At 69.8% G+C, this 18539-nt stretch carries 21 protein-coding genes and 1 riboswitch; of the genes, 12 read left to right on the forward strand and 9 right to left on the reverse strand.

The features are described from left to right. Positions 1-136: 136 nt before the first annotated feature. Complete coding sequence (locus tag ACWD4J_RS20725) at positions 137-826, forward strand: HD domain-containing protein (RefSeq protein ID WP_451396860.1); 690 nt, start codon at positions 137-139, stop codon at positions 824-826. On the opposite strand, the gene ACWD4J_RS20730 is transcribed toward ACWD4J_RS20725, so the two are convergent. Both ACWD4J_RS20730 and ACWD4J_RS20735 read right to left on the reverse strand, forming a co-directional pair. After that, a complete protein-coding gene (locus tag ACWD4J_RS20730; RefSeq protein WP_451396861.1) occupies positions 795-1121 on the reverse strand; it encodes a DUF4031 domain-containing protein in 327 nt (108 codons plus the stop codon). The two genes, ACWD4J_RS20725 and ACWD4J_RS20730, sit on opposite strands and share 32 nt — an antisense overlap. After that, positions 1118-1516: a hypothetical protein gene (locus ACWD4J_RS20735; RefSeq protein WP_451396862.1), complete on the reverse strand. Its 399-nt coding sequence runs from the start codon at positions 1514-1516 to the stop codon at positions 1118-1120. Before ACWD4J_RS20735 ends, ACWD4J_RS20730 begins: the two co-directional genes overlap by 4 nt. Before the next feature lie 127 nt (positions 1517-1643). Here ACWD4J_RS20735 and ACWD4J_RS20740 point away from each other — a divergent pair, with 127 nt between their 5' ends. The 3 genes from ACWD4J_RS20740 (at position 1644) to ACWD4J_RS20750 (ending at position 4230) form a co-directional block, all read left to right on the forward strand. Beyond that, positions 1644-2573: a MurR/RpiR family transcriptional regulator gene (locus tag ACWD4J_RS20740; RefSeq protein WP_451396863.1), complete on the forward strand. Its 930-nt coding sequence runs from the start codon at positions 1644-1646 to the stop codon at positions 2571-2573. 88 nt (positions 2574-2661) lie between these two features. Beyond that, positions 2662-3666 (forward strand): N-acetylmuramic acid 6-phosphate etherase, encoded by a 1005-nt coding sequence (murQ, locus tag ACWD4J_RS20745; RefSeq protein WP_451396864.1) that lies wholly within the window; start codon positions 2662-2664, stop codon positions 3664-3666. Positions 3667-3894: 228 nt separating this feature from the next. Next, on the forward strand, positions 3895-4230 hold the full coding sequence (locus tag ACWD4J_RS20750) for a helix-turn-helix domain-containing protein (protein ID WP_451396989.1): 336 nt from the start codon (positions 3895-3897) through the stop codon (positions 4228-4230). Between the two features lie 133 nt (positions 4231-4363). Here the strand turns inward: ACWD4J_RS20750 and ACWD4J_RS20755 are convergent, their stop codons facing one another. Continuing rightward, on the reverse strand, positions 4364-4597 hold the full coding sequence (locus ACWD4J_RS20755) for a hypothetical protein (protein WP_451396865.1): 234 nt from the start codon (positions 4595-4597) through the stop codon (positions 4364-4366). 115 nt (positions 4598-4712) lie between these two features. On the opposite strand from ACWD4J_RS20755, the gene ACWD4J_RS20760 reads away from it, so the two are divergent. From ACWD4J_RS20760 to ACWD4J_RS20785, 6 genes are all read left to right on the forward strand, one after another. Then, complete coding sequence (locus ACWD4J_RS20760) at positions 4713-5552, forward strand: helix-turn-helix domain-containing protein (protein ID WP_451396866.1); 840 nt, start codon at positions 4713-4715, stop codon at positions 5550-5552. Beyond that, positions 5536-5802 carry a DUF397 domain-containing protein gene (locus ACWD4J_RS20765; protein WP_451396867.1) on the forward strand — a complete coding sequence of 89 codons (267 nt, stop codon included), beginning with the start codon at positions 5536-5538 and terminating at the stop codon, positions 5800-5802. The genes ACWD4J_RS20760 and ACWD4J_RS20765 overlap by 17 nt, the downstream gene beginning before the upstream one ends. Continuing rightward, the gene (locus ACWD4J_RS20770) at positions 5799-6284 is read left to right on the forward strand and encodes an NUDIX domain-containing protein (protein ID WP_451396868.1); all 486 of its coding nucleotides are present in this window, start codon (positions 5799-5801) and stop codon (positions 6282-6284) included. The genes ACWD4J_RS20765 and ACWD4J_RS20770 overlap by 4 nt, the downstream gene beginning before the upstream one ends. A gap of 272 nt (positions 6285-6556) precedes the next feature. Next, on the forward strand, positions 6557-7387 hold the full coding sequence (locus tag ACWD4J_RS20775; protein ID WP_451396990.1) for a hypothetical protein: 831 nt from the start codon (positions 6557-6559) through the stop codon (positions 7385-7387). Positions 7388-7446: 59 nt separating this feature from the next. Continuing rightward, positions 7447-8127 carry a Uma2 family endonuclease gene (locus ACWD4J_RS20780; RefSeq protein ID WP_451396869.1) on the forward strand — a complete coding sequence of 227 codons (681 nt, stop codon included), beginning with the start codon at positions 7447-7449 and terminating at the stop codon, positions 8125-8127. Positions 8128-8197: 70 nt separating this feature from the next. Next, positions 8198-8764 (forward strand): hypothetical protein, encoded by a 567-nt coding sequence (locus ACWD4J_RS20785; RefSeq protein ID WP_451396870.1) that lies wholly within the window; start codon positions 8198-8200, stop codon positions 8762-8764. Here the strand turns inward: ACWD4J_RS20785 and ACWD4J_RS20790 are convergent. From ACWD4J_RS20790 to thrC, 6 genes are all read right to left on the reverse strand, one after another. Further along, positions 8698-9627: a metallophosphoesterase family protein gene (locus ACWD4J_RS20790; RefSeq protein ID WP_451396871.1), complete on the reverse strand. Its 930-nt coding sequence runs from the start codon at positions 9625-9627 to the stop codon at positions 8698-8700. The genes ACWD4J_RS20785 and ACWD4J_RS20790 overlap by 67 nt on opposite strands. A gap of 28 nt (positions 9628-9655) precedes the next feature. Next, the gene (locus ACWD4J_RS20795) at positions 9656-10786 is read right to left on the reverse strand and encodes an NADH:flavin oxidoreductase (RefSeq protein WP_451396872.1); all 1131 of its coding nucleotides are present in this window, start codon (positions 10784-10786) and stop codon (positions 9656-9658) included. Between the two features lie 232 nt (positions 10787-11018). Further along, complete coding sequence (gene groL / locus ACWD4J_RS20800) at positions 11019-12641, reverse strand: chaperonin GroEL (protein ID WP_451396873.1); 1623 nt, start codon at positions 12639-12641, stop codon at positions 11019-11021. Positions 12642-13100: 459 nt separating this feature from the next. Further along, positions 13101-13304, reverse strand: coding sequence for a cold-shock protein (locus ACWD4J_RS20805; protein ID WP_052859305.1), 204 nt, complete (start codon positions 13302-13304; stop codon positions 13101-13103). Between the two features lie 413 nt (positions 13305-13717). Further along, entirely contained in the window at positions 13718-13993 is a 276-nt protein-coding gene (locus ACWD4J_RS20810) for a MoaD/ThiS family protein (protein ID WP_451396874.1), read from the reverse strand. 130 nt (positions 13994-14123) lie between these two features. Beyond that, a complete protein-coding gene (gene thrC, locus ACWD4J_RS20815; RefSeq protein ID WP_451396875.1) occupies positions 14124-15461 on the reverse strand; it encodes a threonine synthase in 1338 nt (445 codons plus the stop codon). Continuing rightward, positions 15455-15629: riboswitch (SAM riboswitch) on the reverse strand. Its footprint overlaps the gene before it by 7 nt. Positions 15630-15825: 196 nt before the next feature. Between thrC and ACWD4J_RS20820 the strand changes: the two genes are divergently transcribed. Continuing rightward, on the forward strand, positions 15826-16812 hold the full coding sequence (locus ACWD4J_RS20820; RefSeq protein WP_451396876.1) for a glucosyl-3-phosphoglycerate synthase: 987 nt from the start codon (positions 15826-15828) through the stop codon (positions 16810-16812). Between the two features lie 216 nt (positions 16813-17028). Next, on the forward strand, positions 17029-18444 hold the full coding sequence (locus ACWD4J_RS20825) for an alpha,alpha-trehalose-phosphate synthase (UDP-forming) (protein WP_451396877.1): 1416 nt from the start codon (positions 17029-17031) through the stop codon (positions 18442-18444). Positions 18445-18539 lie beyond the last annotated feature (95 nt).

The raw sequence follows: 18539 nt of genomic DNA on the forward strand, positions 1-18539 counted from the left end.
CGGGCCTGAGGGCCCTCCAGACCTGCACGCCCAACAGGTCTAGTCCAATAGCCCAGCCTACAGAGCCGCGCAGCGAAGCGGCGGAAAACCCCGGCGCGGAGCGCCGAAGCCCCCGCGGCCCGACACAATGGCGGGCATGGCCGCCACACCTCCCCCCGCCCCCACGGACCTGCACACCCGCTGGTCCTCAACCGTCACGGCCGCCCGCGGTGCGGGCAAGAACGACGCAGGCAGGGACGAACCGTCCCCGAGGCCGTCCCCGAGCCCGTACGCCGAAGAACTCCTCGCCCGCTGGTCGGAACCCCATCGCCGCTACCACACCGTCGACCACCTGCGCGCGGTCCTCGACCGCGTCGACGTACTGGAGGAGTACGCCGACAACGCCGCCCTGGTCCGCCTGGCCGCCTGGTTCCACGACGCGGTCTACCTCCCCGAGCGCTCGACGAACGAGGAGCGCAGCGCCCGCATCGCCGAGCGGGCGCTGCGCGAGCTGGGGCTGGACGAGTCCGGCACGGCCGAGGTCGCGCGACTGGTCCGCCTCACGATCACCCACGACCCGGCCGCCGGCGACGCCAACGGCGAGGTTCTGTGCGACGCGGACCTGGCGATCCTCGCCTCGCCCCCCGAGACCTACGCCGCCTACGCCGCCGCCGTCCGCGAGGAGTACGGCTTCGTACCCGACGACGCCTTCCGCGAGGGCCGCGCCGCGGTCCTCCGCCAGCTCCTCGCGCTGCCGCACCTGTTCCGCACCCCGTACGGCAGGGCGCACTGGGAGGACAGCGCCCGCGACAACCTCACCGCGGAACTGAATCTGCTGGACGGCTGACTTCGGGCCCGCCGTCGGGCGACCCCACGGGCGCTCCCCGCCGCTTCCGCCGCCGCAACCCGGCCTCCGTGAGCAGCCGCACCACCTCGCGGCTGCCGACCTCCACCGCGCCCGCCGCCACCGCGTCCGCGTACCGGTGCGACGGCAGGTCGTAGTGGTCGCGTTCGAAGCCCCTGGCCGGAACGCCCAGCCGCTCGGCGAAGGCGTGCAGTTCGTCGTACGAGACGTCGCTGATCACGTGGGACCACATGCGGCCGTGGCCGGGCCAGTTGGGCGGGTCGATGTAGACCGTCACGACGTGGTCGTCTCGCCGCACGAGCCGAGCGAGCCGACCGCCGCGACCTTCACCCCGATCTTGCCGCACACCCAGTGCGGATCGGGCCCCAGTTCGGGCTCGACGTCCAGGGCATGCGGATCTCCGGAGCCGCAGACCGGACACAGCGGCCACCGGCCGTACCGCTCCAGGAGGGCGTCCTGTACGTCCTGGGCGACCAGTCCCGCCACGTACTGCATACCCTCCGGCCACTGCTCGGCCCACCAGCGACGCTGGACCACCGACTCCTCCACCAGGGAGACGATCTCGGCCTCGGCCACGTCACCTGCGACGAGATCCGCCAGCACCAGCGCACGCGCCGCGTGAAGTGCCTGCTCCAGCGGGCTGACAGGGTGCGGTGCGTCCGAGGAGTCCATGACGCCATTGTGCGCAGCCCCCGCCCGTACCACCAAGCTTCCACGTGTCCCCAGAGGTCGAGACCGGTGGAAACGGGGGCCTGACGCACTCTTGACCGCCCGGCCGCGCCGAAAATATCTTTCAAAGGTGACCAGCAAAGTGAAGGAAATTTTCGCGGGAGCGGGCGGCGCCTCACCGGCCCCCGCCGCCCTCGCGGCCAAGGTGCGCACGCTCGCACCGTCGATGACCCGCTCGATGCAGCGGGTCGCCGAAGCCGTCGCCGGCGATCCGGCCGGCTGCGCGGCCCTCACGGTCACCGGACTCGCCGAGCTCACGGGCACCAGCGAGGCGACGGTGGTCCGCACCGCCCGCCTCCTCGGCTACCCCGGGTACCGCGATCTGCGTCTGGCCCTGGCCGGCCTCGCCGCCCAGCAGCAGTCGGGCCGCGCCCCGTCCGTCACGGCGGACATCGCGGTCGACGACCCCATCGCGGACGTGGTGGCGAAGCTGGCGTACGACGAGCAGCAGACCCTCGCCGACACCGCCGCCGGACTCGACACCGCCCAGCTCGGCGCGGCCGTCACAGCGCTCGCCGCCGCCCGCCGTATCGACATCTACGGCATCGGCGCGTCGTCCCTGGTGGGCCAGGACCTGGCGCAGAAGCTGCTGCGCATCGGCCTCATCGCCCATGCCCACGGCGACCCGCACCTGGCCATAACCAACGCCGTCCAGCTGCGCGCCAAGGACGTCGCGATCGCGATCACGCACTCCGGCTCGACGGGCGACGTCATCGAACCGCTGCGCGTGGCCTTCGAACACGGCGCGACGACGATCGCGATCACGGGCCGCCCGGACGGGCCCGTCTCGCAGTACGCCGACCACATCCTCACCACGTCCACGGCACGGGAGAGCGAGCTGCGCCCCGCGGCGATGTCGTCGCGCACCAGCCAGCTGCTCGTCGTGGACTGCCTGTTCGTGGGCGTGGCCCAGCGGACGTACGAGTCCGCGGCACCGGCTCTGTCCGCCTCGTACGAGGCCCTGGCGCACCGCCACTCCCCACGCAGCACGGGCCGCTGAACCCACCTCGCACCCTCGTCGGGCCCCACCCCAAAACCACCGCACCCACCCCACCCCCCACACCAGGCACCGAAAAGAGCCGCCCCCCATGACCTCCTTCCGAACCGACGACGGCCCAGCCGCCGACGAGACCGCATCCGGAGCCGCGTCCGCCGCCCACCGCGGACCCGCCGCATACCGCGATCTCCGCGCCGAGCTGGCGGGTCTCACCACGGAGGCGTTCCGGCCCGAACTCTCCGAGATCGACCGGCTGCCCACGCTGGAGATCGCGAAGATCATGAACGGCGAGGACGCCACCGTCCCGTCGGCCGTCGCCGCGCAGCTGCCGCAGATCGCCGCGGCGATCGACGACATCGCCGCCCGTATGTCCCGCGGCGGCCGTCTGATCTACGCGGGCGCCGGCACGGCGGGCCGGCTGGGCATCCTCGACGCCTCCGAGTGCCCGCCCACCTTCAGCACCGACCCGTCCGAGGTCGTCGGCCTGATCGCGGGCGGCCCGAGCGCCGTGGTCACATCGATCGAGGGCGCCGAGGACTCCAGGGAGCTGGCCGCCGCCGATCTGGACGGGCTCGGCCTCACCGCGGACGACACGGTGGTCGGCGTCTCGGCCTCCGGCCGCACCCCCTACGCGATCGGCGCCGTCGAACACGCACGCGCGCGTGGCGCATTGACGGTCGGCCTGTCCTGCAACGCGGACAGCGCGCTCGCGGCCGCTGCGGACCACGGCATCGAGGTCGTCGTGGGCCCCGAACTCCTCACCGGCTCGACGCGCCTGAAGGCGGGCACGGCCCAGAAGCTCGTCCTGAACATGCTCTCGACGATCACCATGATCCGCCTGGGCAAGACGTACGGGAACCTGATGGTCGACGTACGGGCGTCCAACGAAAAGCTCCGCGCCCGCTCCCGCCACATCGTCGCCCTCGCCACGGGCGCCTCCGACGACCAGATCGAGGCGGCCCTGAGCGCGGCCGACGGAGAGGTCAAGACGGCCATCCTGATCATCCTCGCCGACGTCGACGGCCCCACGGCCGCCCGCCTCCTGACCGACGCACAAGGCCACCTACGCACCGCGATCAACGCAGCCAACGCCTGACGCCACCCGCAACCCCGGGCCGGGACGCAGCAGCCGACACATGCCCGGTCTCGCCGCTCGGCCTCACTCTGCGTTCAATACGCAGCGCGAGGCCGTCAGCCCTCTGCTCGCACCCGCATGCATGAAGCTGCTCAGGTGGCCCGCGCAGTGACAGCTCGTAAGGTGTGCGAGAGCGAGCACGGCCCGGCACACGAGACGTACAGCCGCGGCGAGAAAGGGGGACGCATCGTGAACCACACCCGCTGGAAGCCGGCCCGCGAGAAGAAACTCATCGAGGGGTACGTCGAGTCCCCGGAGGTCGAGGCCGAGCGTGCTGAGATCCGGCTCGCGATGGCCTGCGCGAAGGCCGTCTATGACCGACGCAAAGAGCTCGGCCTCTCCCAGGCCGAGGTCGCCGAGCGTGCGGGACTCACCCAGGCGAAGATCTCCCGCGTCGAAGGCGCCGATGCCGTACCGACACTGCCTCTGCTGCGACGACTGGCTCAGGCGCTCGACGCGTCCCTCAACATCGCCATCGACGCGAACCACGAAGAGGTCACGTTCACCGCCCACCCCGCAGCCTGAACCCCATGCCGCCCGAGAGCGGCACCCCGGGCTCGCGGGGCGCCGCCCTCCCCGCCACCCCCTGCCGTCGTCCGCAAGAACCGCACCAGGTCGTCCACGCTGTACCCGAGCCAGGGCCCGCGCTCGGCAGCCATCAGCAGCAGCTGCCCGACGATCTCCGCACCTCGTGCAGTACGGCGGCGAGCCTCATCGCCGTATCCAGGTTGCAGCACCCCAGGTCGACGAGCGGATACGGCGCTTCGCCTGCGGCCGAAACCGGGTCCACACGCAGGGACGGCAGGACGACTCCCACCTCGCCGAGCTCGCACCGCAGCTGGGCCACCACCTCTTCGACCGCCCGCAGCCGCTCCGCAGATCGCACCACCATGACCAGGCACCTCCACACTGAATGTTCACCTTCCCTCACTCAGCGTGGTCGACTCCCGCTAGCCTGAACAGCAACGGCTTCCCAACAACCCCTCGTGCAGGACCGGGAGTTGCCAATGCCTGGACCGAAGGATCTCGACCCGTCCTCATCTCCCCGCGCCTTGCTGGGCGCCGAATTGCGCCACGCCCGCGAGAAGGCAGGCCTCAGCCAGGAGGAACTGGGCCAACGGCTTTTCGTGAGCGGCTCGTTCATCGGACAGCTGGAAGCGGGTACGCGGCGGATGCAGCCGGAGTACGCGCAGATGCTCGACGAAGTCCTCGGCACGGAGGATTTCTTCCAGCGGAACTGCAAGGCGGCGGCCAAGTCGAAGTACCCGGAGCACTTCGCGGAGGCGGCCGAAGCGGAGGCGGCCGCCACGGCGATCAGGGAGTACGCACCGCTGCTGATCCCCGGGCTGCTCCAGACGCCCGCGTACGCACGGGCCGTCTGCCGCGCGTACCAGCCGACAGCGCCCGAGGAGAAGATCGAGCAGCTGGTGACGGCCCGGATAGAACGGGCTCGCATCCTCGACGATCCAACAGAACCGTTGTTGTGGGCGGTGCTTGACGAGGCCGCGCTGCGCCGCGAGACGGGCGGGCGTGCCGTGATGGCAGAAGCCCTGCGCCACATCGCAGGCCTGGCCCGCCGGAACCGGGTCATCGTGCAAGTGCTGCCGTTCGACGGCGGGGCACACGCGGCGATGCAGGGCGCCATCAAGCTGATGGACTTCGAGGACGCCCCCCCTCTGGTCTACTTCGAGGGGGTCGGCACCGGACGGCTGGAGGACGACCCGTCCACCATCAGGTACCAGCGGCACACCTACGCACTCCTCACGGCCTGCGCACTCTCGCCGGAAAACTCCCTGTCCCTGATCGAGGCGATGGCGCACGATTACGCCCATGAGGAGCATCCATGAGTACGACCTGAGCGCGGCCACCTGGCATAAGTCCAGCTACAGCGGCGGCAGCGGCGGCAACTGCCTCGAAGCCGCCCGCTGGCGCAAGTCCACGTACAGCGGCGGCGACGGCGGCAACTGCCTCGAAGTCGCCGACGGCCACCCCGCCGTCGTCCCGGTACGCGACTCCAAGAACCCCCACGGCCCGAGGCTCGTGTTCCGGGCGGAGACCTGGTCGACGTTCATCACGGACATCAGGCGCCCCAAGTGAGGCTGCGCCATTCGGTCCGCGCGATCATCCTCGACGAGGACAACCGGATCCTGTTGTGCCGGTTCGCCATTCCAGAACGGGCCGGCCTGGTCGTATGGGCAGCTCCCGGCGGAGGCATCGAGCCCGGCGAGACGCAGCTCGCCGCCCTCCGCCGCGAGCTGCTGGAAGAGGTCGGCCTCGCCGTCGACGCCGACCCTCCACACGTATGGCACCAGGAGGTCGTGGCGCCCGGACACACGGCCGGTTACGACGGCGTGGTCAACGACTACTTCCTGGTCCGCACCGCGTCGTTCGACCCTCGCGGAGCGATGTCCACCGAGGAACTCGCCGCCGAGAACATCACCGGGCTGCGGTGGTGGTGGCCGCAGGACATCGCCGACTACCGCGGCCCCGACGTGTTCGGACCCCGCGATCTCGCCACACCACTGGAGGAATTGATCGATCAAGGAGTTCCAGAGGAACCCGTACTTCTCGGCCTGTGAACCGCCCGGGGCTCAAGCCCCCAGCTCCGAGCCTTCTATTCAAAGAACGGGTGGAGGGTCTCAACCCACCCTCCCACCCTGCGAGTTGACATCGTGCAACCAGCTGCAACGCACAGTCACGAGGGTCTAGCGTGCCCGCATAACGAACAGCCCCCGCCAGGCGCTAGCAACACCTGCGGGGGCTTGACCAACAAGATCGAATGAGAGTCGATCCCGTGGCTGACGCCAAGCTTAGTGCTGCCCTCCGCCCTGCGCACGCAGTCCCGCACCCGATGGCCAATCCGGGTTACGGAAAGCGCTCCGCGCCGGACCAACTCCCCCGCACCGCTCACGACTTCGCGCACCTCCCACCCCGCGAAGCAGCCGTGGCCGCCTACATCGACCGCCTCCCCGAAGGCGCCGACATCTCCGTGAAGACGCTGGCCAAGACGCTCCCGTACGGCCAGTGCGCGCTGCGCACGAGCCTCAACACCCTTCAACGGGCTGGCCACTTGCGCAGGGGCCGGGAGCACGTGGCCGGCTCGGGCAGCCCGCGCTGGATCACCCGAACGTGGTTCTCCCGTACCGCGCGGGACGACGGCTGGTGGGCGGCGTTCACACGCGGCGACGTACCGCAGGACTCACCAGAGCCTCCGGACAAGCCCGGCCGCCCCCCTCGCTCCCGCGCCTACATCCTGCTCGCCGCCCTCGGCCGTACGGCCCCGGCCCTGTCCCTGTCCGCCGCGGCCTGCGCGGATCTCGCTCCGCTGGCCACCGAGTGGTTCGCGCGAGGGGCCACCGAAGAGGACGTACTCCGCGCGCTGACCACCGGGCTCCCGGTACCCGTCCACAGCCCGGCCGCCCTCGTACGCACCCGCCTGAAGGACAAGCTCCCACCCGAACCCGTACGCGCCCCGCGCCCACCCCTGCGCGTGCTGGAGTGCGCGAAGTGCGGCACCCCGGGCCGCCCGGAGGCGCTGCCGGGCGGCATCTGCAGCGCCTGCCGGGGTGAGCGCGCCCCCGTCCGCCCCCATACGCCCCTGTCCGCCCCTGCGGTCCGCGCCCGCGCGGCCGGGATCCGCGCGGCAATGGACGAACGACGACGAGAGAGGACACCCGCATGACCGCTCCTACGGTCCGACGACACCACCCCGGGGCACGATGGTGGGGAGGAGGCGACACCATGACCCCTGACACCGCTGAACGCCCGCAGATGTCCGTCGAGGACTTCGAAGAACTCGTCCGCAGGGCTCCGAGGGAGCTGAAGAACCGGCTGGAATTCCTCGGCGGGAGGCTGTGCGTCCGGCACGGTCCGCTCGACGTCGACGAATTCGAGGAGCTGGCCGCCGTCGCCCCCGAGACGGTTCGGCTCGAATACATCAACGGAAAAGTAGAGGTCAAAGCCGTGCCGGACGGCAACCACACGTCGATCTTCATGTGGCTGCTGCGCCAGTGCATGCAGCAACGCCCCGACCTGGACCTCGCGCCCGAGCGGGGTGTCAAGGCTGAGGCGTATCGCAAGGGCCGCGCCCGCACGGACGGTTTCCTGGCACCGGTGGACCACTTCAAGGGGGACGGCGAGTGGTCCGAAACCGACGGTGCCCTCATGGCCGTCGAGATCACCTCACACGACAGGGACACCGACCAACGCGACCGCATCGACAAGCCCGTCGGCTACGCGGCGGCCGACATCCCCGTCTACCTACTCATCGACCGCGACGACAACACCGTCACCGTCTACAGCGAGCCGAAGGACGGCCGCTACCAGCAGTCCGCCTCCTATCGCTGGGGAGCGACCGTCGAACTCCCCTCCCCCGTGAACATCACCCTGGACACCGAGAAACTCAAGGACTACGCCGACTGACGCCCGCGCAGGGGTCGACAGGGAACGCATTCATGGCTCAGCTGGACGCAGAGAACGGGAGCCCCATCCCATGAACCACGCCCAACTCACCGCCCTGGGCCGCGCCCTCCGCCTTCTCGGCGAACACGGCGAGTACCTGACCAGTGAGACCCCCGACACCAAGCTGCATGAAATCAAGGGGGACATCAAAAAGGCCCTGGAGTTGCTGGAAGAGAGCGTCACCACCGCCGCCCCCAGCACCCGTTGCCCCGAGCACCCCAACGGGCCGGTCGACGAGAACGCCCACGACCTGTGTCTGCTGTGCGAGACCCGGCGGCGGGCCGCCCGTCGCGCCCAGATCAACGGACCCGCCGTATCGCGGCCCACCGAGCCCGCCCCCTCCCGATACGGCGTCCGTGAAGGCCGGCCTCACCCCCAGCAGCGCTGGCTGCCCGAGCAGTGGAACGGCCAGACATGGCAGCTGTGCAGCACCCCTCGCCGCGACCGGCACGAGGCCGAGCTCTACCTCGCCGCCCAGCGACGCGGCTCCCGCCCCGCCATGGCCTACCGGCTCGTGCACGAGTTCACCGACTACGAGGTACTGCGGGTGTGGGGCACCCCCGTCCGCGTGGACATCGAGCCGCTCGGGAATCTCTGAAACCTCTCAGGCTCCCTCTCGACGAACGCACGCACCTGCTCGGCGTCCAGCGCGTACACCGTCTCGTGCGCCCGTGGATCACGCGCATGGAACGTGTGGAACAGCGGGCTCGCGGGCGCACCCAGCACCACCAGCGACGCCGATGCCCCTCGCACCGCCCGCTCCGTACCGGGTTCGGCCGTCAGGTCGACGCGGTTGACCACGCCCGGAGTGACCCACACCGGCACAGACTCAAGGAGCCCGAAGAGCTGGAGGTGGAAGTGACCGGTGAGGATCACTTGTACGTCGCTCCCCCTGATCGCCGCCGCCAACTCGCCCGGGTTGCGAAGCCCGAAGACACTCTGGGTCTCCGTGCCGAGATGGACCGGCGGATGATGGAAGGCGAGAACCGTGCCGTGCTCGGCCGGAGTCCTCAGCACGTCGCGCAGCCACGACAGCTGAGCTTCGCTGAGGTGCCCATGCACTTTCCCCGGCACCAGCGAGTCCAACGTGACGAAGCGATAGCCCCCGACCGTGCTCACCGCCGCCCGCTCCGACGCCTCGGAATCCAGAACCACGTCCGGTTCCGGGTGCCCACTGCCCAGCACCTTGCCGAAGGCCGTCCGTTCGTCATGGTTGCCGGTCGTGTAGAACACCGGCGCCCCGATGCCCCGCGCGAACTCCCCCATCAGCTCCCGCACAGCCGCATACGCCTCCACCGCCCCGTCGTCAGCGACGTCACCGGTGACGACGATCACGTCGATCCCCTGCTGGTGGCGCAGTTCGGCGAGCATCAGCCGCAGGGAGTCGGTCGCGTTGACCCCATGGCGGTTGGGAGCGTCCGTGCGGTTCACGTGAGTGTCCGAGAGATGAAGGATCCTCATCTCCCGGACACTACCGTCGCCTTGGGCCTCAGCTCAGCGACTTGAGCGCGTCGGCGCCGAACGGCTTCAGCTCGTCGAACCGGCCCCCGAGCACCTTCGCCGCCCACTCCGGGTCCTGCAGCAGCGCCCGCCCGACCGCGACCAGGTCGAACTCCTCGCGCTCCAGCCGGTCCAGCAGATTGTCGATGCCCTTGACCGGCGCGCCCTCGCCCCGGAAGGTGCCGTGGAACTCGCCGTCCAGGCCGACCGAGCCGACCGTGATGACCGGCTTGCCGGTGAGCTTCTTCGTCCAGCCGGCCAGGTTCAGGTCGGAGCCGTCGAACTCGGGCAGCCAGTAGCGGCGCGTTGAGGCGTGGAAGACGTCCACTCCGGCCTCGGCGAGCGGGGTGAGGAGCGCCTCGAGCTCACTCGGGCTCTCGGCCAGCCGGGCGTCGTAGTTGTCGCTCTTCCACTGCGAGTAGCGGAAGATCACGGGGAAGTCCGGCGAGACCGCCTTGCGGACCGCGGCCACGATCTCGGCACCGAACCTCGTACGGGCCACCAGGTCGCCGCCGTACGCGTCCGTGCGGCGGTTGGTGCCGGACCACAGGAACTGGTCGATGAGGTAGCCGTGGGCGCCGTGCAGTTCGACGCCGTCGAAGCCGGTCCGCTCGGCGGCGGCCGCGGCCTCGGCGAACGCCTCGATGACGTCGTCCAGGTCGCCCTGGGTCATGGCCTTGCCGGTGCCCTCGGTGCCGTCGAGGCGGATGCCGGACGGGCCGACCGCCGGGGCGTCCGCGAACGGGGGCTCGCCCGCGCTGCGCACCATGCCGATGTGCCACAGCTGCGGCACGATCGTCCCGCCCGCCGCGTGGACCGCCTCGGCGACCTTCGCCCAGCCCGCCAGCTGCTCCTCGCCGTGGAAGCGCGGGATACGGTCGCTCTGCCCGGCCGACTCGTGGCCGACGTACGTGCCCTCGGTGACGATCAGTCCGACGCCTGCCGCCGCCCGGCGCGCGTAGTAGCCCACCACGTCCTCCCCGGGGACGCCGCCCGGCGAGAACTGCCGGGTCATGGGCGCCATCGCGATCCGGTTCGGGACGGTCAGGCCGTTCAGCTGGACGGGCCGGGAGAGGATCTGGGCCGCGCGGGATGCGGAGGCGGAGGCCGTGACGGTCACGTGGGGGCTCCTCGGAATCGGGGAATGACTGGCGGACGAGGTGTCGAACACCCGAGCAGATATGTGCACGTGCATCGACTCTCATACGGGTCAACCGCCCGGCCGGCCACGGCATTCCACCGAGCCTTCCGCGCCCCGCTGTGATCCCGGACACGCCCGAGGGCGGCACCCCTTGGGAGAAGGGGTGCCGCCCTCGGAACGTTGCAGGACGGTTGATCAACCAACAGGTCGATCAGAAGTCCATGTCACCGCCCGGCATGCCGCCGCCGGCCGGGGCCGCGGCCTTCTCCGGCTTGTCGGCGATGACGGCCTCGGTGGTGAGGAACAGCGCGGCGATGGAGGCCGCGTTCTGCAGGGCAGAGCGGGTCACCTTGGCCGGGTCGATGATGCCCTCGGCGATCAGGTCGACGTACTCACCGGTCGCGGCGTTCAGGCCGTGGCCCGGGGTGAGGTTGCGGACCTTCTCCACCACGACGCCGCCCTCGAGGCCGGCGTTGACGGCGATCTGCTTCAGCGGGGCCTCGAGCGCGAGCTTCACAGCCTGCGCACCGGTGGCCTCGTCGCCCTCGAGCTCCAGCTTCTCGAAGACCTGCGACGCCTGCAGCAGGGCCACGCCGCCACCGGCGACGATGCCCTCCTCGACGGCCGCCTTCGCGTTGCGGACGGCGTCCTCGATGCGGTGCTTGCGCTCCTTGAGCTCGACCTCGGTGGCGGCACCGGCCTTGATGACCGCGACACCGCCGGCGAGCTTCGCCAGGCGCTCCTGCAGCTTCTCGCGGTCGTAGTCGGAGTCGCTGTTCTCGATCTCGGCGCGGATCTGGTTGACGCGGCCGTTGACCTGCTCGGAGGAGCCGGCACCGTCGACGATGGTGGTCTCGTCCTTGGTGATGACGACCTTGCGGGCCTTGCCCAGGAGGTCCAGGGTCGCGTTCTCCAGCTTGAGGCCGACCTCCTCGGAGATGACCTCGCCGCCCGTGAGGATGGCGATGTCGCCGAGCATGGCCTTGCGGCGGTCACCGAAGCCCGGGGCCTTGACGGCGACGGACTTGAAGGTGCCACGGATCTTGTTGACGACCAGGGTCGACAGGGCCTCGCCCTCGACGTCCTCGGCGATGATCAGCAGCGGCTTGCCGGACTGCATGACCTTCTCGAGGAGCGGCAGCAGGTCCTTGACGGAGCCGATCTTGGAGTTGGCGATCAGGATGTACGGGTCGTCCAGGGACGCCTCCATACGCTCCATGTCGGTGGCGAAGTACGCCGAGATGTAGCCCTTGTCGAAGCGCATACCCTCGGTGAGCTCCAGCTCCAGACCGAAGGTCTGGGACTCCTCGACGGTGATGACGCCTTCCTTGCCGACCTTGTCCATGGCCTCGGCGATGAGCTCGCCGATCTGGGTGTCGGCGGCGGAGATGGAGGCCGTGGAAGCGATCTGCTCCTTGGTCTCGATGTCCTTGGCCTGCTCGAGCAGGGAGGCGGAGACCGCCTCGACGGCCTTCTCGATGCCGCGCTTCAGGGCCATCGGGTTGGCACCCGCGGCGACGTTGCGCAGACCCTCCTTGACGAGCGCCTGGGCCAGGACGGTCGCGGTCGTCGTGCCGTCACCGGCGACGTCGTCCGTCTTCTTCGCGACCTCCTTGACCAGCTCGGCGCCGATCTTCTCGTACGGGTCCTCGAGCTCGATCTCCTTGGCGATGGACACACCGTCGTTGGTGATCGTGGGGGCGCCCCACTTCTTCTCGAGGACGACGTTGCGACCCTTGGGGCCAAGGGTGACCTTGACGGCGTCGGCGAGCTGGTTCATCCCGCGCTCGAGACCGCGCCGTGCCTCCTCGTCGAACGCGATGATCTTGGCCATGTGAAGTGGTCCTCCCGGACTGGGGTGGATTTCTCCGGACCGCGCTGGCGCCCGCGACGGACGGCCTGCCTGCCTCGTGGTTCCTTGCCCCACCCGGCCTGCTGGGCCTCACCGACCCGGTCCTTCGTTGTCACTCTCACTCTCAGAGTGCTAACGCCAATGATTAGCACTCGACCCCAGAGAGTGCAAGCGCCCGAAGGGCTCATTGAGGGGTGGTGGCCGGGAGACGGGTGGGCGCAAGCGCCCGAAGGGCTTCCTTGAGGGGTGGTGGCCGGGAGACGGGTGGGCGCAAGCGCCCGAAGAGCTTCCTTGAGGGGTGGCGACCGGGCGACGCACCCCAAAGAGACACGCGCCGCTGACAGACCCCGCCCGAACGCGAACGCCCGGGCACACCGCAGGGCCCGTATCCCCGACCGGGATACGGGCCCTGCGTGAATGTCGTTGCAGTCAGTCGGCGCTTCAGCCGGCCATGCGGACCATGTCCGCCTGCGGTCCCTTCTGACCCTGCGAGATCTCGAATTCGACCCGCTGGCCCTCTTCCAGGGTGCGGTAGCCGTCCATCTGAATCGCGCTGTAGTGGACGAATACATCCGCACCACCGTCGACCGCGATGAAGCCGTACCCCTTCTCCGCGTTGAACCACTTGACGGTGCCCTGAGCCATGCCTAACTCCCCTATTACTGGCCCTTGCACAGGACCGCACTTCGCGGACCCGGGTCAGACCTCACCCCCCAACGGTTGGGGGTGTGCGCCGGAACGCGTCGACCGCGGCTGAATGTATCTGCCCAACTGCCGTCTGCAACAGGTCAATCGGACGAGAAATCCGGGCACACCCGATCGGGAATATGCGGAGAATCCGCCAGTACTCAGGGCAAGTCGGGCCCGGCAAAAGGAATATACGACGCAAAAGAGTCGTGCACTTTGGCTACTTCTCATCGACTGCCGGGCGCGAAGTCATATGCACCGGACAAGAGCGGCGAACCGAGTTCCCCAACTGTACCGCGCTCAACCATGCAGAATTGCCCCCTCCGCTTCTCTCGCGGAGGGGGCAATTCTGGTGACTCAGCGTGCGGTGCTCAGCCTCCGGCGACGGCCGGGATGATCGAGACGCCGGCGCCGTCCGGGGTCGCCGTCTCCAGACCCTGCTCGAAGCGGACGTCGTCGTCGTTCACGTACACGTTCACGAACCGCCGCAGCTTGCCCTGGTCGTCGAGGACGCGGGCGGCGATCCCGGCGTGGTTCTTCTCCAGGTCGGCGATGACCTCGGAGAGCGTGGCCCCTTCAGCGGGCACCTCGGCCTGGCCGCCGGTGTACGTACGCAGGATGGTCGGGATGCGGACGGTAACGCTCATGATTCACCTCGAGGGAGGAACGGGTGCGCCCTGAAGAGGCGCGGGCTGTATCGACATGCGGCGGCCGCCGCGTGGGCGCGAGGACGGACCACGACCGGCGGCCGGCCACGATCACATGCCCCTACGACGACTAACCGGCAAGACCCGCGGCGCGGAACGCGTCGAGGTTCGGACGGATCGTCGCCGTCGGGCCCGTGGTCGGCTCGACCGCGTCCAGCGTCTTGAGGCCGTCGCCCGTGTTGAGGACGACCGTGGTCAGCGACGGGTCCAGGAGGCCGTTCTCGATCAGCTTGCGGGTGACGCCGACGGTCACGCCGCCCGCCGTCTCGGCGAAGATGCCCTCCGTGCGGGCCAGCAGCTTGATCGCGTCGACGACCTGCTCGTCGTTGACGTCCTCGACGGCGCCGCCCGTGCGGCGGGCGATGTCGAGGACATAGGGGCCGTCGGCCGGGTTGCCGATGGCGAGGGACTTGGCGATGGTGTTCGGCTTCTGCGGCCGCACCACGTCGTGCCCGGCCTTGAAGGCCGTCGACACCGGGGAGCAGCCCTCCGCCTGGGCGCCGAAGATCTTGTACGGCTTGTCCTCGACCAGACCGAGCTTGATCAGCTCCTGCAGACCCTTGTCGATCTTGGTGAGCTGGGAGCCGGAGGCGATCGGGATCACCAGCTGGTCCGGGATCTGCCAGCCGAGCTGCTCGCAGATCTCGTACGCCAGGGTCTTGGAGCCCTCGCCGTAGTACGGCCGGAGGTTGACGTTGACGAAGCCCCAGCCCTCGCCCAGCGGGTCGCCGATGAGCTCGGAGCAGAAACGGTTCACGTCGTCGTAGTTGCCCTCGATGCCGACGAGCTCGCCGCCGTACACCGCGGCCATGACGACCTTGCCCTGCTCGAGGTCGTGCGGGATGAAGACGCAGGAGCGGAAGCCGGCGCGGGCGGCGGCGGCGCCGACGGCACCCGCCAGGTTGCCCGTGGAGGAGCAGGAGAGCGTGGTGAAGCCGAAGGCGCGGGCGGCCTCGAGGGCCTGGGCGACGACGCGGTCCTTGAAGGAGTGCGTCGGGTTGCCGGAGTCGTCCTTGATGAACAGGCCGCCGGTGACGCCGAGTTCACGGGCGAGGTTGTCGGCCTTGACGAGCTTGGTCCAGCCCGGGTTCAGGTTCGGCTTGGTGGCCACGTCCGCGGGGACGGGCAGCAGCGGGGCGTACCGCCAGATGTTGTCGGGACCGGCCTCGATCTGCTTGCGCAGGCTCTCGGGGTCACCGGTCGGCAGGTCGTATGCGACTTCGAGCGGACCGAAACAGATTTCGCAGGCGAAGATCGGGCCGAGCGGGAAGCGCTCGCCGCACTCACGACAGGAGAGGGCGGATGCGGGTCCGAGGTCGACAGCCTTGGCGGTGTCGGTTCCGGCGGTGTCCGTGTCGGTGGTGGCAACAGTCTGCGCAGCCATGGAGGCGAGGCCCTTTCTCCTCATCTTCCTCGCGGCGCATCTCGCCGCGAGACGGATTTGGCACCTTCCCTAGCCGGGGCCTCGCGACTGTGATCAAAAGTGATCGGCGATCAACGGTGATCGGTACGAGAACCGGCTGGAGGGTTGCCGGGGCTTCAACGGGCCGTGTCCCTCTGCCCCTCTGGATGAGCGGTATGGCGCCGGGCCGTGCGGGTCCCGGAGCGTTTGTTCGCGCCATGACCCCCGACATGCGATGGTCATGCGCGTTGTTCAAGACTGTAACCGAAGGCCAGGACAGTTGAGGTAGTCGTCCGAACCGCGAGATGGATCACAGGCAGTGGTCTCAGTGACGGGCCACCGAGTGGTCCCAGTGAGGGGGCACCAGAACGTGCTTGATGAAGTCGAGCGCTGGCTGAGTACACGGTCCTGGTCGGTGACCGACCGTCCGCTCCGTCAGCTGGTCGCAGCGAAGCGCGCCACGGGACAGACGGTGAGCGTCGTGCTTCCCGCGCTCAACGAGGAGAAGACGGTCGGCGAGATCGTCGAGGTGATCCGCCGCGAGTTGATGACGCCGGCGATGCCGCTCGTCGACGAGCTCGTGGTGGTCGATTCGGGTTCGACGGACCGTACGGCGGAGGTCGCCGCGGCGGCCGGTGCCCGCGTCGTCCACCGCGACGCGATCCTGCCGCGCATACCCGCGCTCCCCGGCAAGGGCGAGGTCCTGTGGCGTTCGCTGCTCGTGACCAGCGGGGACATCGTCGCCTTCGTCGACGCGGACCTGAAGGAGTTCTCGGCGGACTTCGTCTCCGGCATCGTGGGCCCGCTGCTCACCGAGCCCGGCGTGGACCTGGTCAAGGCGATGTACGACCGTCCGCTCGGCGCCGAGCTCTCGTCGGGCAACGCCGCAGGTGAGGGTGGTCGTGCTGCCGCGCAGGGCGGCCGGGTCACCGAGCTGATGGCCCGCCCGCTACTGAACATGCACTGGCCTCAGCTGGCCGGGTTCGTCCAGCCGCTGGGCGGTGAGTACGCGGCGCGCAGGTCCCTGCTCGAGCAGCTCCCGTTCCCCGTCGGATACGGCGTCGAGCTGGGCATGCTCGTCGACGCCCTGCACCTCAGGGGCCTGGACGCGCTCGCCCAGGTCGACGTCGGCGTGCGCAAGCACCGGCACCAGGACGGCCAGGCGCTGGGGCGGATGGCTGCCGCGATCTACCGCACGGCGCAGCTGCGCCTGGCCCGCGGCCATCTCGTACGTCCCGTCCTCACTCAGTTCGAGCGCGGCGACAGCGGATTCGAACCGCGTACGTACTCGGTGGACACGGAGGAGCGGCCCCCGATGGCCGAGATCGCGGAGTACGCGGAGCGGCGCGCCGCGTAACCGCGCCATGAACATCTCGGGGTGCGGTGCTCTCACCGGCCGTGCCGGAGCAGTGCGAACCCTTGACCGCGGGCCTCGGTGCGCTGCTGCCGGGCCCGGCGGGAGGTCGCCGTCCGTGATCGCCGTGTAACCCGTAGCGGGGACCGTATACGGCTATGGGACCAGCCGAGTCGCCCGTACGTTTGAGCGTTTCCGGGCCGGGCTAAGTTTGGGCGTATGGCTTCCACTCAGGGTGCTCAGGTCCTCGTCGCGTCCAACCGCGGCCCGGTCTCCTACACGCTGCAGGAGGACGGCTCGCTCACCGCCAAGCGCGGCGGGGGCGGTCTCGTCTCGGGCCTGTCGGCGATCGGCCCGGACGCGGGCGCGGTGTGGGTGTGCTCCGCTCTGGGCGAAGGCGACCGCGAGGCCGTACGCCGCACGGGCGGGACGCTGGACCCGGCCGACACGGGCGGGCAGCACGTGCGCATGCTGGGGATCGAGCCGGACGTGCACGACGACGCGTACAACGGCATCGCGAACTCGGTGCTGTGGTTCGTGCACCACATGCTGTACCAGACGCCGCTGGAGCCCGCTTTCGGCGCGGAGTTCCGGGCTCAGTGGGCCTCCTACGAGGTGTACAACCGGGCCTTCGCCGAGGCGCTGGCGGGCGAGGCGGCCCAGGGCGCGGCGGTGCTCGTGCAGGACTACCACCTGGTGCTTGTGCCGGGCATGCTCCGCGAGCTGCGCCCCGACCTCAGGATCGGGCACTTCTCGCACACGCCGTGGGCGCCGGTCGACTACTTCCGGCTGCTGCCGGACGACATCGCGCGGGAGGTGCTGCGGGGCATCCTCGGCGCGGACCGCGCGGGGTTCCTGACCTGGCGCTGGGCGAACGCGTTCACCACCTGCTGCATGGAACTGCTGGGCCCGGACGCCCTCGCCGACACCCGGATCGGGGTGCACGGGCTCGGCGCGGACGCGGACTTCCTGCGGGAGCGGTCGCACCAGCCGGACGTCGAGGAGCGCATGGCCGTCCTGCGCGCTCAGGTCGGTACGGGCCGCAAGAGCATCGTCCGGGTCGACCGCACCGAGCTGTCGAAGAACATCGTGCGCGGCCTGCTCGCCTTCCGGGAGCTCCTCGTGACCCGCCCCGAGTGGCGCGAGCAGGTCGTACACGTCGCCATGGCCTATCCCTCACGGCAGGATCTCGCGGTCTACCGGGACTACATGGCCGAGGTGCGCCGGCTCTCCGAGGAGATCAACGAGCAGTTCGGCACGCCCGGCTGGACCCCCGTCCAGCTGCACCTCAAGGACGACTTCGCCCGCTCGCTGGCCGCCTACCGGATCGCCGACGTCGCGCTGGTCAACCCCATCCGGGACGGCATGAACCTCGTCGCCAAGGAGGTGCCGGTCGTCTCCGACGAGGGGTGCGCCCTGGTTCTGTCGCGGGAGGCAGGGGCGTACGAGGAGCTGGGTGAGGACGCGATCACCGTGAACCCGTACGACGTGTCGGGCACGGCCGAGGCGCTGCACGAGGCGCTCGGCCTTTCGGACGGGGACCGCATCGAGCGCTCGAAGCGGTTGGCGGCGTCCGCGACCGCGCTTCCGCCGACCCAGTGGTTCCTGGACCAGTTGCACGCCCTGGACGCCTGACCGCAGTTACTTCGCTGTGAGCCCGGCGCACCCAGGGGGCACCTCCCAGCGTTGGCTGGGGGAGGAACGACTGCCCACAGCGGCGGCAGCGCGCG

The sequence above is a fragment of the Streptomyces sp. NPDC002577 genome, assembly GCF_053594815.1.